At 32.3% G+C, this 15,444-nt stretch carries 13 protein-coding genes and 1 tRNA gene; 9 read left to right on the forward strand and 5 right to left on the reverse strand.

From position 1 onward, the window contains the following. The first annotated feature begins 21 nt into the window (after positions 1 to 21). From ACFEL2_RS03800 to ACFEL2_RS03830, 7 genes are all read left to right on the forward strand, one after another. A complete protein-coding gene (locus ACFEL2_RS03800; RefSeq protein ID WP_341752094.1) occupies positions 22 to 1,272 on the forward strand; it encodes an MFS transporter in 1,251 nt (416 codons plus the stop codon). 16 nt (positions 1,273 to 1,288) lie between these two features. Continuing rightward, positions 1,289 to 3,061, forward strand: a complete 1,773-nt coding sequence (locus ACFEL2_RS03805) for an ABC transporter ATP-binding protein (RefSeq protein WP_341752093.1) — start codon at positions 1,289 to 1,291, stop codon at positions 3,059 to 3,061. An 83-nt stretch (positions 3,062 to 3,144) separates the two neighbouring features. Then, a complete protein-coding gene (locus tag ACFEL2_RS03810; protein WP_375332284.1) occupies positions 3,145 to 4,164 on the forward strand; it encodes a DNA cytosine methyltransferase in 1,020 nt (339 codons plus the stop codon). Positions 4,165 to 4,179: 15 nt separating this feature from the next. Then, positions 4,180 to 5,286, forward strand: coding sequence for a hypothetical protein (locus ACFEL2_RS03815; protein ID WP_375332285.1), 1,107 nt, complete (start codon positions 4,180 to 4,182; stop codon positions 5,284 to 5,286). Positions 5,287 to 5,367: 81 nt separating this feature from the next. Beyond that, complete coding sequence (locus ACFEL2_RS03820; protein ID WP_341752090.1) at positions 5,368 to 5,505, forward strand: hypothetical protein; 138 nt, start codon at positions 5,368 to 5,370, stop codon at positions 5,503 to 5,505. A 143-nt stretch (positions 5,506 to 5,648) separates the two neighbouring features. Further along, on the forward strand, positions 5,649 to 6,374 hold the full coding sequence (locus ACFEL2_RS03825; RefSeq protein WP_375332286.1) for an HD domain-containing protein: 726 nt from the start codon (positions 5,649 to 5,651) through the stop codon (positions 6,372 to 6,374). 799 nt (positions 6,375 to 7,173) lie between these two features. After that, the gene (locus ACFEL2_RS03830; protein ID WP_375332287.1) at positions 7,174 to 8,487 is read left to right on the forward strand and encodes an MFS transporter; all 1,314 of its coding nucleotides are present in this window, start codon (positions 7,174 to 7,176) and stop codon (positions 8,485 to 8,487) included. On the opposite strand, the gene ACFEL2_RS03835 is transcribed toward ACFEL2_RS03830, so the two are convergent. Continuing rightward, the gene (locus ACFEL2_RS03835) at positions 8,402 to 9,151 is read right to left on the reverse strand and encodes an HD domain-containing protein (protein WP_375332288.1); all 750 of its coding nucleotides are present in this window, start codon (positions 9,149 to 9,151) and stop codon (positions 8,402 to 8,404) included. The genes ACFEL2_RS03830 and ACFEL2_RS03835 overlap by 86 nt on opposite strands. A 166-nt stretch (positions 9,152 to 9,317) precedes the next feature. On the opposite strand from ACFEL2_RS03835, the gene ACFEL2_RS03840 reads away from it, so the two are divergent. Then, positions 9,318 to 9,785 carry an ankyrin repeat domain-containing protein gene (locus ACFEL2_RS03840; protein WP_341752086.1) on the forward strand — a complete coding sequence of 156 codons (468 nt, stop codon included), beginning with the start codon at positions 9,318 to 9,320 and terminating at the stop codon, positions 9,783 to 9,785. 63 nt (positions 9,786 to 9,848) lie between these two features. Here the strand turns inward: ACFEL2_RS03840 and ACFEL2_RS03845 are convergent, their stop codons facing one another. Together ACFEL2_RS03845 and ACFEL2_RS03850 are read right to left on the reverse strand one after the other, a co-directional pair. Beyond that, positions 9,849 to 10,778 (reverse strand): site-specific tyrosine recombinase XerD, encoded by a 930-nt coding sequence (locus ACFEL2_RS03845; protein WP_341752085.1) that lies wholly within the window; start codon positions 10,776 to 10,778, stop codon positions 9,849 to 9,851. Positions 10,779 to 10,799: 21 nt separating this feature from the next. After that, positions 10,800 to 10,874 (reverse strand) — tRNA-Cys (locus tag ACFEL2_RS03850). Positions 10,875 to 11,273: 399 nt separating this feature from the next. On the opposite strand from ACFEL2_RS03850, the gene ACFEL2_RS03855 reads away from it, so the two are divergent. Next, complete coding sequence (locus ACFEL2_RS03855; protein WP_341747377.1) at positions 11,274 to 11,777, forward strand: CarD family transcriptional regulator; 504 nt, start codon at positions 11,274 to 11,276, stop codon at positions 11,775 to 11,777. Between the two features lie 310 nt (positions 11,778 to 12,087). Here the strand turns inward: ACFEL2_RS03855 and murA are convergent, their stop codons facing one another. Together murA and ACFEL2_RS03865 are read right to left on the reverse strand one after the other, a co-directional pair. Next, entirely contained in the window at positions 12,088 to 13,362 is a 1,275-nt protein-coding gene (murA, locus tag ACFEL2_RS03860) for a UDP-N-acetylglucosamine 1-carboxyvinyltransferase (protein ID WP_341752084.1), read from the reverse strand. Positions 13,363 to 13,645: 283 nt separating this feature from the next. Then, complete coding sequence (locus ACFEL2_RS03865) at positions 13,646 to 15,391, reverse strand: 30S ribosomal protein S1 (RefSeq protein ID WP_341752083.1); 1,746 nt, start codon at positions 15,389 to 15,391, stop codon at positions 13,646 to 13,648. Between the last annotated feature and the right edge of the window lie 53 nt (positions 15,392 to 15,444).

Genomic DNA, 15,444 nt, shown 5'->3' on the forward strand with positions numbered 1-15,444 from the left:
AAACATAATAGATATAGATGTATGACAAGACCGGCATTCCTAATTGCTTTTTTTACAACAATTGTGCGTTATTATGATTATGCTCTTTTTGGTCTCTCAGCAGCAGTTCTGTCCAAGAATTTTTTACCTCTAGGATCAAATGATAGGCAGATATTATTATTTTTTGCTATATTCAGCATAGTTGTAATAGCTCGTCCCATAGGCTCGATCATTTTTGGTCTTATCAGTGATAAATATGGTAGAGTTGTATCAGTTAAAATCTCAGTATTTTTGGCTACTATCTCTACAATTCTTATAGGATTAACCCCTAATTTTGATAAAATTGGTATGTATGCTACAATAATTTTAATATTTTGTCGTATGACATTTTTAATGAGTTTTGCAGGGGAAAGTGATGCAATAAAAATTTATGTTGTAGAAAAGGTGGGTAGGAGGCACAAAAATTATACTTATGGTATCGTGTCATTTTGTACTCAGGTTGGGGCATTGCTTGCTGCAGCAATTTATCATTTTTCAACAAAGTTTGAACAAATATCTCATTTATGGCGGATAAATTTTATTATTGGTGGAATCTTTGGTTTATGTATCATAAGTCTAAGGCACTATTTTCGTGAAAGTGAGGAGTTTCTAAAGTCTAGAAAGGATCATAAATCTATAGATTATAACTTTTTTGATTTAGGAAAGATTATAAAAAATTCATTTGGCAGATTTTTCATAGCAATATTAATAAGTGGTTGCATAGGAGGTATTTACCATTTTCTAATTTATTTTTGGGGAGTATTTGCTGTAAAAAGTGCATTAATTATGGATAGCAATCAATCACAAATTATCAATATAGCTTTAATAAGCATTTACGCTATTATGTCAGTATTGTCTGGTTTTTTAGCTGATAGATTTTACCCTAAAAAACAAATCATCCTCGCATTATCATTAAGTTTGTTAGTGATAATTATTGTACAATTTTTACTATATAAAAAAATCTCGGTAATTTACTTTCCAGTAATGCTTATCGGACTTGCCCCATTTTACGTAGTGCCATTACAAATTATTGTCCAATCTATGTTTATAACTAATATTAGGGCAAGAATGTGTAGTCTATCCCATTCACTTGGCGGTATGATACTTTCATCGACAACACCATTTTTTTGTATGTTATTATGGCAATATTTTAATGCAATATACTTAGTGCTAGGATTTTTTATGCTATTATTACTAATATTGTTCAGTACAGTAATTTTTCTGTATAGTACAAACGTTATAACAAACCACTAGATCTAAGGAGAGAATTTTGCAAAAAAAACATAACCTAATAAATTATGACTATAGTGCCTATAATACTTTAAGAAGGTTAATAGTTGATCATGTAAGACCTTATCTAAAACAGATCGGCATGGCGGTATTTTGTATGGTAATTACGGCTGTGTGTACCGCTTGTATCGTTGATTTAGTGCGACCAACTGTTGATCAAATATTTTTAACAGGCAATCGTCAAATGTTATTATTTTTGCCGTTAATGATAGTAATAACATATACTATTAAAGGGATAGCTGAATATTATTCAAGTTATTTAGTTAAATTTATCGGTCAGAGAATTCTAACTGATTTACAAATTAAAATGTATGAACATCTATTATTTGCCGATACTCTCTTTATTCAATCTCAATCATCAGGGCGTTTAATATCACGCTTTACTAACGATATTGCCATGATGCGTGGTGCTGTGTCAAATTTACTAGTAGGATGTGCGAAATATTTTTTGACAGTAGTAGGCCTTATTATAGTGATGTTTAAGTTAGAACCTAGGTTATCCTGTATAGTATTTCTAGCATTTCCAGCAGCAATTTATCCAATACAGAAATTAGGGAGAAAAATTCGTAAAATATCAGGACAAGCGCAAGAGGAATTAGCTAATTATACTTCTAGGTTAGATGAAACTTTTCAGTCAATTAAAATTGTTAAGTCTTTCTTAGGAGAGAAAATTGAAAGCAATCGAGCTTCATTGCTCTCTAGTAATATTTTACGTTTTCTAAAGAAAACTGCAAAATTGGATGCATTAGTCTCACCAATTATGGAAATATTAAGTGGTATTACAGTTGGAGGGCTTATTTGGTATGGTGGATTATTAATCATAGAAGGAAAAACTACTCCAGGAGCATTTTTTGCTTTTATCGCAGCTTTTGTTACAGCTTATAGACCTTTTAAAAGCTTGGTTTCTTTAAATGTAAATTTACAAGAGGGTATTGCTGCAACAAAAAGAGTTTTTAATGTTCTAGATACTGAGCCTATTATTAAAGATAGTGTAAATGCTCAAAATGTTCAATTAGTTAATCCGCAAATAATTTTTCACAATGTCGAGCTAAAATTTAATGATAAAGTAGCTTTAAAGAAAATTAATTTAAAATTAATGCAAGGAAAAACTACAGCTATTGTAGGGCGTTCTGGTAGCGGCAAAACTTCATTATCTAATTTATTAGTAAGATTTTATAACCCAACTAGTGGGCAAATTTTAATTGATGATTACGATATTAAAGACATAAAAATTGACTCTTTAAGACGGCAAATCTCTTTAGTAACGCAAGATACTACATTATTTGACACTAGCGTTGCAGAAAATATTGCTTATGGTAATCCAAATGCTACTCACAGTGAAATTATTACCGCGGCAAAATATGCTGATGCTGATGAATTTATTTCGCACCTTCCATTTGGCTATGATACGATGATTGGCAACCAAGGTACAACACTTTCAGGTGGGCAGCGTCAACGTTTAGCGATAGCCAGAGCATTTTTGAAGCCGGCAGCAATTTTAGTTTGGGATGAGGCAACAAGTTCGTTAGACCAAAATTCTGAGCGATTAATTTTAAATTCTTTAGTAAATCTTCGCAAAGGTAAGACTACCTTAATTATAACCCATCGTTTATCGAGTATTAAGGACGTTGATCACATAGTTGTTATGAAATCTGGTATGATATTTGAACAAGGAACTCATTCGCAGCTTATAGACAATAAAGCCGAATATTATAAATTATATCATAAGGAATTAGAGGAGGGGGATAAGTGATAAGGTTAATATGGAAAAATAAATATACTGCTATGATTTCAAGAGTTGATAGACGATAGAGTATAAAAATTATATATTGAGTTATGGCTAAGTTGTTTAATATAAAGTTTATAAAAACTGATTTACAAATGTACAAATTTTCTTTCATTGATTTATTTGCTGGAATAGGAGGTTTTAGGATTGCGTTGCAATCAATAGGTGGAAAGTGTCTTTTTTCATGCGAAATAAATGAACATTGCCAAAAAATGTATCAAGAAAATTTTGGAGAAACTCCAGCTGGAGATATCAAAACAATAGATCCAAATGATATACCAAAGTGTGATGTTTTATGTGCAGGATTTCCTTGTCAACCCTTTAGTATTTCAGGTAAAAAAATGGGATTAAAAGATGAACGTGCAAGTGTAATTGAATCAATATTTAATATCGTAAGTCATTTAAAGCCTAAAGTTGTAATGCTAGAGAATGTGAAGCATTTATTACATCATAACAATGGTGAGACATTGCAACACATCATATCAAACCTTAATAAGATAGGCTATAACATTTCTTACAATATACTAAATGCAAAAAATTTTGGAGTTCCGCAAAATAGAGAAAGATTAATTATTATTGCAAGTTTAAACGGTAAGTTTGATTTTTCTAAGCTTCAAAAACAAAAAAGTATAAAAATTCATGATATTTTGGATCAAGAAGGGGATTTTGAATTTCTAGAATCAAATGAATATAAAATTATAGATAATCCAACTAGACAACAAAGTGGTTTAATATTTTGTGGATATAGGAATAAAAAGATAAGAACTACAGGAGTTAGGGAGGGAACTGAGCATTTATCTAGAGTTCACAAACAACCAAACAGAATATATTCAATTGAAGGTACGCATCCAACGTTATCATCGCAAGAAACTTCGGGGCGTTATTGGATATTACTCGATAATGGACGTGTAAGAAAACTAACAATAAATGAGTGTTTTAAAATTATGGGATTTCCTGAGAACTATAAACTAAAATCTCCAATATCTGAGTTATATAAACAAGTTGGAAATTCTGTATGCATTCCAAAGGTAAGAATTATAGGAGAAGCGATAGTTGAACAATTACTGTGATTTATTGAGTTTATTATGGAATATGGAAAAGAATTAGCTGCTATCTTGGAAAAAGTTTCTATTGAGTCTGATTTCTTTATAGAAGATAGTATTAAAAGTAGATTGGATATTATATCTGATAATTCAGAGCGTAGTAAGGGGGTGCTAACAGTTCTAATTACAAGTGTAGTATACAAGTATTTTCATCCTTCTCAGGATGTTAGATACCATCAATCAAGTATGAAAAATGGATATTCTGGTAGAAGCTTTGATACAAAATATATTACTCCATTTTTAAGAAAATATGAATTTCCATCAATGTCTGAAAGTGGTTGGCTAACTCGTTCTCTTGAGCAACCTTATCCATATATATTAGACTACAAGGGAAGAATATCACCAAAAGAAGTAGCCGAAGCCTTCTTATTAATTCTCAATGAATTAGAAGTTAATAAATATTCAGCAGAGGTAACTCTTAAGTATATTTTTAAGCAACTTTTAATTCAAAGGGAAAAGAAGCTGATTAATCTAGTTCGTCCAACGGAGATAACGATTGCTAATGCAATTTATATTCTTGAAAAGCATTTTTCGTATAAATACAAAGATGGTTTTGGAGCAAGTAGGTTGCCAGTATTAGCAATATATAAATGTTTTATTGATGAGATTAAAAGATTTAATTCATGTAAATTGGCTCAACTTGAAAGTCATACATCATCTGATCTACGAAGTGGTGCTGTAGGGGATATTGAAGTATTTGATAAAAACAATCAAGTTCTTGAAGTTATAGAGGTTAAGTGGAATAGGCTAATCACTAAAGAGACCGTGCAAATTGCATTTGACAAATTTCGGATTACTAAAATTCAAAGATATTACATTTTATCAAATTTAAAGTTAACCGCATCAGAATTTGATGCTATTAATGACATAATTCAAAAAATTAAAATCTTACATGGCTGTCAGGTTATCGTGAATGGTATTATTGACACAATAAAATACTATTTACGCTTATTACAAGATACATCAAATTTTGTAGACAAATATGTTTCGTTAGTAGAGGTTGATAGAGCTATTAAATACGAGCATAAAATACGTTGGAATGAAATTTTTAATGAAGTTATGGTAGGGGGAATAATTTTAGGTGAATAACTCACTTTACGTAGTGAGAAGAAAAGGTGGATAAAAATGCAAGTTTGGATATAATAATTCTATAAGTAAAGATTGATTAGAATGCACAAAACACTAGATATTTATACAGACTATTTAATTTGTCAAAATAGCTATGCAACAGCTACTGGTTTATCTGATTTGTTATGTAGCGAGATGGGACACGATAAATTTACTAGATTTCTCATTTACACAATATAGGATAAGTGAACATAAAGGGAGTAACTGTCTATTTATACAACAACAAAATGCAAAAACATTCATCTTTTTTAAAAATAGATAAAAAATCCTTGGTAATAATTTATATTTTAGTTTAATCTATAAATTGAATATAAAAAATATTTATGGTTTTTATGGAAGAAGATATTAATTATTGGGACAACTCAAAGTATGCACCTTGTCAATATGCTACTAGGTTACTGGACAAATTACGTAAGATGAATGAGAAAATAAACCGGTCAATAGATATTGATGAGGTTAAAAAGGCTATTTATTACGCCAAGAAATATCATGGCAGTCAAATGAGGCAGTCAGGCGAGCCTTATTACTCTCATCCACTAGAGGTGGCGTATATGATCTCTGATTATCTTTACCGCACTGACATTCTTGTTACCAGCATATTGCATGACACCATTGAGGATACAAAACTTACCAAAAAGATGATTGCCTATATCTTTGGGGAGCAGGTTGCTAGTCAAGTAGAAGACTTAAGCAGGAACAAGTCTCACGGGAAGATTAGCTCGGCAGAAACATTAGATATATTACTTCAACAAGAAAAATATGATGTGGCATTGATTAAATTATTTGACCGAGTTCACAACTTACAAACTCTAGGAGTTAAATCACCTGAAAAAGCTAGGAAGATTATTGAAGAAACCGTAAAAAATTTTATAATCATTGCTATGCATTTAAAAATACCAACAATAACACAAGACTTAACTGCATTATGTTATAAAAATTTATCCATACAGCAGCTTGACCAACATAATCATCAAAATTCTATGGATAATTCGCCACTTTCTCCAACTTTTCAAAATGTAATAGCCCGTATGCGAACCCCACAATTGTAGGGATCATAATAACCCATAATCCCCAATAGCCAAAATGGTTAACAAGATAAGTGAAGCCAAAAGCAGTAATAACGGATACGAAAGTACGTGATATAGCGAATATAATGCTAGCACAGGTGAAACGTTTAAATACAGGAAAATGTTTATAAATAATTGGCATAGCAGGACCTAAACATTCGTTAAATAAATTGTTAACAATGCGATTCTAATTGTTTATCAGCCCAAACTGCAGCAGACACAGAAATTTCTGCATTCTTGTTAGGATATTTTGTGGTGATTGTCTTAATAGCATTAACCCATTGCCTTGCTTCTGAAAAAACATCGGTATAGACTCGTGTAGCATCCTTCTTAAATATTCCTAAACTGCACTCTTAAACAGATCAAGACTTACCTTGTCTTCTTCCTTCCCGTTACCTTTATCCCCATAATCAAAATTATCAACCATTTTATATTTTACCATGCTATTAGGTTGATTTATGTTACCATATTTTAATTAGAATCAATTCTAAAATAATAGTCAAATTAATTTTTAATAAAAAAATTAATTATTTTTTCATATATAAACAATGTCCAATATTCTACTCGCATAACTATATTAGTTCTGATATTTAACATCCTTTGATCTAAGCCTATATTTTTACCAAATATCTCTTTTCCCCCTTCTAATTATGTTTATAGAATTGTGATATTGTTACAACCAAGATTTATTATTTCAATTTTCGATATTATAATTTTCTTGCTATCGTTCAACCAAATCATCAATATCTATTAATATTAATAAATATATTAAGGTGAATAAATGATAGGATATCAGCAAGAACAAAGAAGCCTCACTAAAGAACAAAAAGAAGCAGTTGGATTACTTTCAATCGGTACATTTTTGGAGTATTTTGATCTGATGCTTTATGTGCATTTAGCCGTATTACTAAATGAGTTATTTTTTCCTAAATATGAAGCTTTTGCTGCATCTATACTGACAGCTTTTGCCTTTTGTTCTACTTTTATTTTCCGTCCAATTGGAGCATTAATTTTTGGTTATATCGGGGATAGAGTAGGACGTAAAGCAACAGTTATTATTACCACTATTATGATGGCAATTTCATGTGTAATAATGGCCAATGTTCCAACTTATGCCCAAATTGGCATTGCCGCTTCTATATTAATTACCGTATGCCGTATATTACAGGGCATGTCATCAGTAGGCGAAGTAGTAGGAGCAGAACTTTATTTAACAGAAACTATAAAACCTCCCATACAATATCCAGTAGTAACTTTTATTGACATTGCTTCTGTTATTGGTGGAACAGGTGCTTTAGCCATGGCTTCGCTTGTTACATCTTATGGATTGAATTGGCGTATTGCTTTTTGGATAGGAGCAGTAATTGCTTTGGTTGGTGGGGTTGCTAGAACCGCTCTTAGGGAAACACCTGAGTTTGTCAATGCGAAACTTCGACTAAAAAGGAAATATGAGAAAGCTAATATTGATATAAAAGAATTACATAATAATCCAATTGTTAATGAAATAGTTAATAAAAAATCAGTGTTATATTTATTTATAATAAAGTGTGCTTGGCCGATATCTTTTTATTTTGCTTATATACATTCAAGCAATCTTCTAAAAAGTTCTTTTGGCTATAGTGCAGAACAAGTAATACACCAAAATTTTATTGTTTCAATTATACAGTTGGCTGGTGTGTTATTTATAAGTTATTTAAGTTATAGGATATATCCACTGAAAATTCTAAAAATAAAATTAGCAATATCTTCTATTTTAATGCTGTTTTCCCCTTATATTTTGAACAATATAACTGAGCCATTTTACTTATTTTTATTTCAAGCTGTCCTTGTACTGATTCCTCTTGATAGTGTACCAGCTCATTCAATATTTTTTAGACATTTTCCAGTTTTTAAACGTTACACTTACAGCAGTGTTATTATGGCTGTAGCACGTGCTTTTATGACTGTTATTACCTCTTTTGGTATTATCTTTTTAACAAAATATTTTGGTCAGTGGGGATTATTAATTATTATGATTCCAATAAATCTCGGATTTGCTTTTGGTTTGTGTCATTTTCAAAAGTTAGAGAAGGAAGCTGGTATTTATGTCGGCTAATTGTTGTAGAATCTAAGGGGCATGCAGTAATTGATAAATGTTTGTAACATAAAGCAGTTAGTATATTTTCTAGTTGTGTTGTTTTATAATACATGCTGACAGTTATAAAACTTTTAAAAGTTTCCTCTACAATCTTCTTAATCTTTTCTGGAGATTTTACACCAACAGTTTCTAAATTGTGAATCCGATCAAAAAGTTTAATCAGTGCTACATCATGTTTTTTTTGCTGAATTAATAAATCTAGTGTTTCTGCCGAGCTAATCTTGCCATGAGGCTTGACCCTGGTCAGGTCTTCTACTTGACTAGCCACTTGACTGCCAAAGATGTAAGCAATCATCTTTTCGGTCAGGTGTGTATCCTCAATGGTATCGTGTAGTAATGCAGTCACAATCATGTCTGTTCTGAAATATTGTGGAAGTTCTAGTGCTGTGTACTGGGCAAGCATATAAGCCACTTCAATGGGATGCGAGTAATAAGGCTCACCAGACTGCCTCATTTGGCTGCCATGATATTTTTTAGCATAGTAGATGCCTTTTTTGACTTCATACATGTCTATTGGTTGCTTTACTTTTGTATTTAGCAAAATTAATTCATTAAGCAACCTCTCAGCATATGCACAATACTGGTATTTTGAATTATCCCAATAGTTATTAACATCTTCCATAATAAACCATGATATTTTAATTATAAAGTTATTATAAACTAAAATTCTGACTATTTAAAGCATTTATTGCTTTTTATTTTTAAAAAGATGCATATTTTCTAACCTATGTTGTATAAATTTTTTTATAAATATGCTTAGTGGGTAGGAAAAATATGATATAGTTAAGATGGGAAATATTGAGTTAGTACGCAGAATGTTAAAGTCGCCTAACTTTAATATTAATGCCAAAGATATAAATGGCAGAACTCCATTATATATAGCGGCAAAAGAAGGGTTTACAATAGAGTTATTAATTAAGTCTAGTGCCACGGTAGATGTGCTAGGTTATGAAAAAAGGACAGCTTTACATGAAGCCGCATTGAACGCTAAATATCAGGCAGTAGAAATATTACTTAAGTACGGAGCTCAAGTGGATAGTAAGGGTTGGGGTGAAGACATTACAAGATTTGGGCATAATGACAAAGGAACATTATATAATACACCCTTATTTAATGTGTTGGATATATGTGTTGCCAAATATCAAGCTCCATATGATGCAAACCCTGACGACATACCTGATACAGACCCTAAAGTAGATTCTGATATAGAAGATAATAGTGATATTACAAAGAATTCAGAAAAAAAGGAGGATTAAACTATAAATTGCTATTTTAGAAAATGCTCATTCACCCCTTGTTTTACGCTCTAATTCTTTACATCATTTGAGTGTAGATAATTTAAGCGGATGATGATCTAAAGCCTGTTTTAGATGCTTTGTTTGTATATGTGTATAAATTTGGGTAGTACTAATATCAGCATGTCCAAGTAGTTCTTGAATTACCCTAAGATCTGCACCGCCTTCTAACAAATGGCTTGCAAAACTGTGACGTAAAGTATGTGGGGAGATATTACTTGGGTCTAGCCCAGCCTTAATAGATGCTTGTTTTAACAGAATTGCGAAATTCTGCCTAGTCATATGACCATTAGTTGAAGAAGAGCAAAATAAATAAATTTGACTTTTAGGGTGTTTTTTGCTTATAAATTTACTACGAATAGTTAAATAATCAGACAAACTCATGGTAGCCTGTTCATTGATTATCACCATTCTTTCTTTATTACCTTTACCGATTATTGAAAATATTTTTCTAATATTTTGGGACATTTGATTTACTAAAATATCAGTTAACCTTATACTGACAAGCTCAGAAACACGTAACCCACTTGCATATAATAAATGAATCATTGCTTTTAGGCGTATGGAATCAGGGTTTTTGTCTTGATTGCAATAGAAAAGTAAATCTTTGATTTTATCAATTGATAATGTAGAAGGAAGTTTAGCTTGATATCTTGGTAAATCTACCATCAAAACAGGATTATAATTGGTATGCTTTTCGCTAATTAAAAATTCATAATAGTTTTTTATAGTGGATATCTTCCGGTTGATTGATCTTGCCTGCAAGCCATTTCCTGCCAAATATTCTATCCAGTCTCTAATATTTTCAGCTTTAATATTCAGCTCTAACAATTTATTCTGTGATAAAAATTTCTGGAAATCTAACAGATCACCTTTGTAGCCAAGTACGGAATTATTAGCTACACCACGCTCCGCTATCATCATTTCTAGGAATTGTTCGATAAACTCTACCATATTACGTACAGTTTGTTTTAATGGAGGCCAGGGCCGGAATCGAACCGGCGCATTGAGGATTTGCAGTCCACGGCATTACCACTTTGCTACCTAGCCTAAAGAGCTGAGATACTAACCAATATTAGAGCAAAAGGCAACTTATTTTTCTTTTGTTTTAGGTAGGGTAATATTTTTTTATAACTTATACTTTGTTATCCTTCTAAAATATGCTATACTACCACAGAGTAAAATTAGTCTGTATTGTATACTAATTCTGTTTCGAAGAATTGTTATTTGAAAATATCAAGGACTCCCGTACCGTATGTACGTCTAGTGTGTTCTCTCCTCATTTTCAAATCTAATTTGGAGTCACATTCAAGTATATTTAGGGAGTGTTATCTTTAGTATTGTGATTTGCAAAATATCTATATTTATGATTTAATTATTTGCAACTCACTGACACAAATTCAAATCAATTGACCATGGTCTAAGTTTTTATAATGGAAAGGAGTAAGCATGTCAACATCGTCTGAATTTAAAGTAGGAGAAAGAATTGTATATCCATCTCATGGAGTTGGAGAGATAGTAAATGTAGAACACCAAATCATAGCTGGTACTGATATTAAGGTTTATGTAATATCATTCCCTCAAGACAAAATGACTTTGAAAGTACCGGTAAACAGAGCTGCTATTTCGGGTCTTAGAAAACTTGTTAGTAAAACTGATTTAGCTGTAATATATTCAACGCTTCAGGGTAAAGCTAAGCAAGGTAATAGGATGTGGAGTAGAAGAGCACAAGAATATGAGGGTAAAATAAATTCTGGTAATGTAGTATCTGTAGCAGAAGTGGTACGAGATCTCTATAAGAATGTTGATAGTGACCGATCTTATAGTGAAAGGACTATTTATGAATCAGCCTTAAATAGGCTAGCTGGGGAGCTTGCAATTCTTGAGAATATAAATCCTGACGAAGCAATTAATAAATTAATTGAAGTATTGAGAGATAAGCTCGCTGCGTAAATTGAAAATTCATTTTCCCGAGGTGATATACTGCTATGATTTCAAGAATTGATAGACGATAGTATACTTAAATGATTTGAAGAATTGGATTTGAAAATGAATGGTGAGCAAGCGGAACGTGCATATAGTATAGTCACGCATGCGAATCCATGATAAACAATTCTTCAGAGCAGAAGAGTATATAACTTCAGGAAGAGCTAGGCAGTAGCAAAGTCGAGCAGCGTAACGTACATGAGTAATGGGGCAGCTTCAATCTTTAGGTCACGGGAATCTTAATTCTTGAAGTTCTACCTAAGTAGAATAAATTTATTTAAACATTACCTCCAGTAATTCGTACTATATTTGCCCCGCAACTGGTTAGTTTTTTCTCCAATGTTTGGTATCCACGATCTAAGTGGTAGATTCGGTGTATTCTTGTTGTATCGTTGGCGGCAAGTCCAGCTAATACTAGGGATACTGATGCTCTGAGGTCGCTTGCCATTACTTCCGCTCCTGTCAAAAAAGGTATACCCCGTATTATAGCACTCTTTCCGTTAACTGTTATATTTGCACCCATTCTGCATAATTCAGGAACATGCATAAAGCGATTCTCAAAAATATTTTCTGTAATTATAGAAGAACCTTTGCAAAGAGTCATAAGGCTCATAAACTGAGCTTGTAAGTCTGTTGCAAAACCTGGATATGGGTTTGTATGGATGTCCACAGGATTTAATTTACCTACATAAGAGACTCTTAAACCATTATCAATAGGTAAAATTTCTATACCAGCTTCAATAAGCTTTAATACTATATTTTCAACGATATTATTGCTGATTCCATAAATGTTTAAATTGCCTTTAGTAATAGCAGCAGCAATCATGTAAGTACCGGCTTCAATACGATCCGGCATAATTGAATAATTGACATTTTTTAAATGAGATCTACCAATTATTCTTATTTCGTTTGTAGCAATTCCATCTATTTCTGCACCCATTTTGCTAAGACAATGGCACAGATCAATGATTTCTGGTTCTCTAGCACAGTTAAATAATATTGTTTCTCCTTCAGCCAAAGTAGCAGCCATTATGGCGTTAATTGTTGCTCCAACAGATATTTTATTAAAAACAAAATGTACAGCTTTTAATCTACCTTTAATTGTAGCATTAATATAACCATGATCGACGTCAATATTTGCCCCCATAGCTTGTAGAACTGCTACATGTAGATCCACTTGTCGAGCACCTATAGCACATCCTCCAGGTAAGGAAACCTTAGCTTTAGAAAATCTAGAGAGTAGAGGCCCTAGAACCCAAATAGAAGCACGCATTTTACGTACTATATCATATGGTGCAGTAAAATTATTAATATTGCTGCTGTCGATATCCATGCTCAATTGATCTTGATGATCAGTTACAGTAACAACGCTACCTAAATTCTCAAGTAATTTTTTCATTGTGAGAATATCAGTAAGCTTTGGAACATTGTTAATACTAAGCTTATCTGTAAGTAATGCTGCAGTCATAATTGGTAGGGCCGAATTTTTAGCACCACTAATGCTAATACTACCTTCAAGAGGGATACCGCCTTTAATTATCAAACTGTCCATGGGGAAATCCTATATATTACTTAACAAAAACTTGAAAATTAGTTTACCACTTTTCAAGTTTTTAGGTAAAAAGGTAAAAATTGAGTAGCAAAATTGAAGTAAAGGCTTCGATTTTGCTACAAAACAATAATAGATATCTTTGACAAACTCTACTTTTGTTGGTAACTTATTCGTGCTATCGGTGTTCTGCTCCTCACATACATCATCGTCCGCTGCGGGGTCAATATTCCGTGGCTTCTTTAAATTCCTCAGCATAAGTGAGTTTGCCAAAGTCTAATCAATATCAAGTTTTACCGTTTTTCTCTCCTTTATTGTCAAGAGCTGTTCCAAGTATGTCTCCTAGACTAGCAGCACTATCAGCAGAACCATATTCTTTGATAGCTTTTTCCCTCTTTTCTATTTCAAGTGCTTTTATTGACAAAGTAACTTTACGAGATGCCTTATCAATGGTAATGATTTTTGCATCAATTCTGTCATTAGGAACAAATCTTTCAGTTTTTTGATCAGCTTTTTCACTAGAAAGATCAGCTTTTTTGATGAAGCCCGGTATTTTGTCGTCTAAAATAACTTCTATCCCATCATCTTTAACTTCAGTAACTGAGCAAGTAACGACCATATTTTTTTTGTACATGCCAAATTCATCTTGCTGGGGGTCAAAGCTTAGTTGTTTAATACCTAAGCTTATACGTTCCTTTTCAATATCAATTGATAAGACTTTACACTCTATTTGATCATTCTTTTTATATGTTTTTAACAGCTCAGTACCATTGCCTTCCCAACTTATATCTGTTTCATGAATCATACCATCAATGTTGTCATCAAGTGCTACAAACATACCAAAGTCAGTGATATTTCGTATTGGTGCTTTAATTATACTACCTATTGCATGACTATGTGCAAACCCAATAATTGGGTTATCTTGACACTGTTTAATACTTAGAGATATTCTATGTTTATCGGTATCAACTTCTAGAATTGTGAATTGAACTTCTTGACCAATAGTAAGCATTTTCTTAGGATGTTGATTTGATTTTACCCAACTAATTTCACTTGAATGAACGAGCCCTTCAATACCATCTTTTAATTCAATAAATACCCCATAATCAGCAATATTTGTTACTTTGCCAGTCATTATTTTGCCAACTGGGAATTCTTCTTTTATACTTTGCCATGGATTATGATCAAGTTGCTTCATACCAAGTGAAATTCTCTTAGTTTCTTCATTAAATTTTATAACTATAACCCTAACCTTTTGATCTAGAGATAAAACTTCAGAAGGGTGATTTATTCTACTCCATGAAATATCAGTAACGTGCAATAGACCGTCTACATTACCTGAATTACCTAAAGCAATAAACGCACCGTAATCAGTGATATTTTTTACTGTACCATCTAATATTATTCCTTCCTTAATTTTCGATAACATTTCGTCTCTAGCCTCAGATCTTGATTCCTCAAGTATAGCTCTTCTAGAAACTACGATATTACCAAGTTTCTTATCCATCTTTAAAATTTGGAATGGCTGCTTGATACCCATTAACGAAGCAATATCTTTTATTGGTCTAACATCTACCTGACTTCCAGGTAAGAAGGCAACAACCCCTGATACGTCAACAGTAAATCCACCTTTAACACGTCCGAATATTACACCATCAACAAACTGTTTATTGGCACATGCAATTTCTAAATGTCCCCATGATTCTTCTCTAATGGCCTTTTCACGACTTAATATAGTTCTACCGTTACGTCCTTCAATTTTCTCAATATATACATCAACTATCTCGCCAACTTCTGGTAAAGGTTGATTACTAACTAGAGCAAATTCTTCTATAGGAACTCTGCCTTCATTCTTTAATCCAACATCAACTATGATAATGCCTTTAGCAATCCCTACTACTTGACCTTTGACAACAGTACCTTCTTTTACGTGACTAGTACTTACGGATTCAAGCATTTGTGCAAAATCTTCGTGAGATTGAATACTAATTTCAGCAAGCTGAGAAACAAATTTTTTCTTAAATTTTTGCATATTATTCTCTAATACTAGTTGTGCCGTCTAGTATAAAAATTATAGTTAATTGA

This window comes from Candidatus Tisiphia endosymbiont of Temnostethus pusillus, assembly GCF_964264675.1.
Taxonomy (GTDB): domain Bacteria; phylum Pseudomonadota; class Alphaproteobacteria; order Rickettsiales; family Rickettsiaceae; genus Tisiphia.

Excerpts from the sequence above, each read along its gene's own strand:
- ACFEL2_RS03820 (WP_341752090.1), top strand. The coding sequence starts at position 5,368 with ATGCACAAAACACTAGATATTTATACAGACTATTTAATTTGTCAAAAT.
- ACFEL2_RS03810 (WP_375332284.1), top strand. The coding sequence starts at position 3,145 with ATGGCTAAGTTGTTTAATATAAAGTTTATAAAAACTGATTTACAAATG.
- ACFEL2_RS03825 (WP_375332286.1), top strand. The coding sequence starts at position 5,649 with ATGGTTTTTATGGAAGAAGATATTAATTATTGGGACAACTCAAAGTAT.
- ACFEL2_RS03800 (WP_341752094.1), top strand. The coding sequence starts at position 22 with ATGACAAGACCGGCATTCCTAATTGCTTTTTTTACAACAATTGTGCGT.
- ACFEL2_RS03855 (WP_341747377.1), top strand. The coding sequence starts at position 11,274 with ATGTCAACATCGTCTGAATTTAAAGTAGGAGAAAGAATTGTATATCCA.
- ACFEL2_RS03815 (WP_375332285.1), top strand. The coding sequence starts at position 4,180 with ATGGAATATGGAAAAGAATTAGCTGCTATCTTGGAAAAAGTTTCTATT.
- ACFEL2_RS03865 (WP_341752083.1), bottom strand. The coding sequence starts at position 15,391 with ATGCAAAAATTTAAGAAAAAATTTGTTTCTCAGCTTGCTGAAATTAGT.
- ACFEL2_RS03830 (WP_375332287.1), top strand. The coding sequence starts at position 7,174 with ATGATAGGATATCAGCAAGAACAAAGAAGCCTCACTAAAGAACAAAAA.
- ACFEL2_RS03835 (WP_375332288.1), bottom strand. The coding sequence starts at position 9,151 with ATGGAAGATGTTAATAACTATTGGGATAATTCAAAATACCAGTATTGT.
- ACFEL2_RS03840 (WP_341752086.1), top strand. The coding sequence starts at position 9,318 with ATGGGAAATATTGAGTTAGTACGCAGAATGTTAAAGTCGCCTAACTTT.
- ACFEL2_RS03845 (WP_341752085.1), bottom strand. The coding sequence starts at position 10,778 with ATGGTAGAGTTTATCGAACAATTCCTAGAAATGATGATAGCGGAGCGT.
- murA (WP_341752084.1), bottom strand. The coding sequence starts at position 13,362 with ATGGACAGTTTGATAATTAAAGGCGGTATCCCTCTTGAAGGTAGTATT.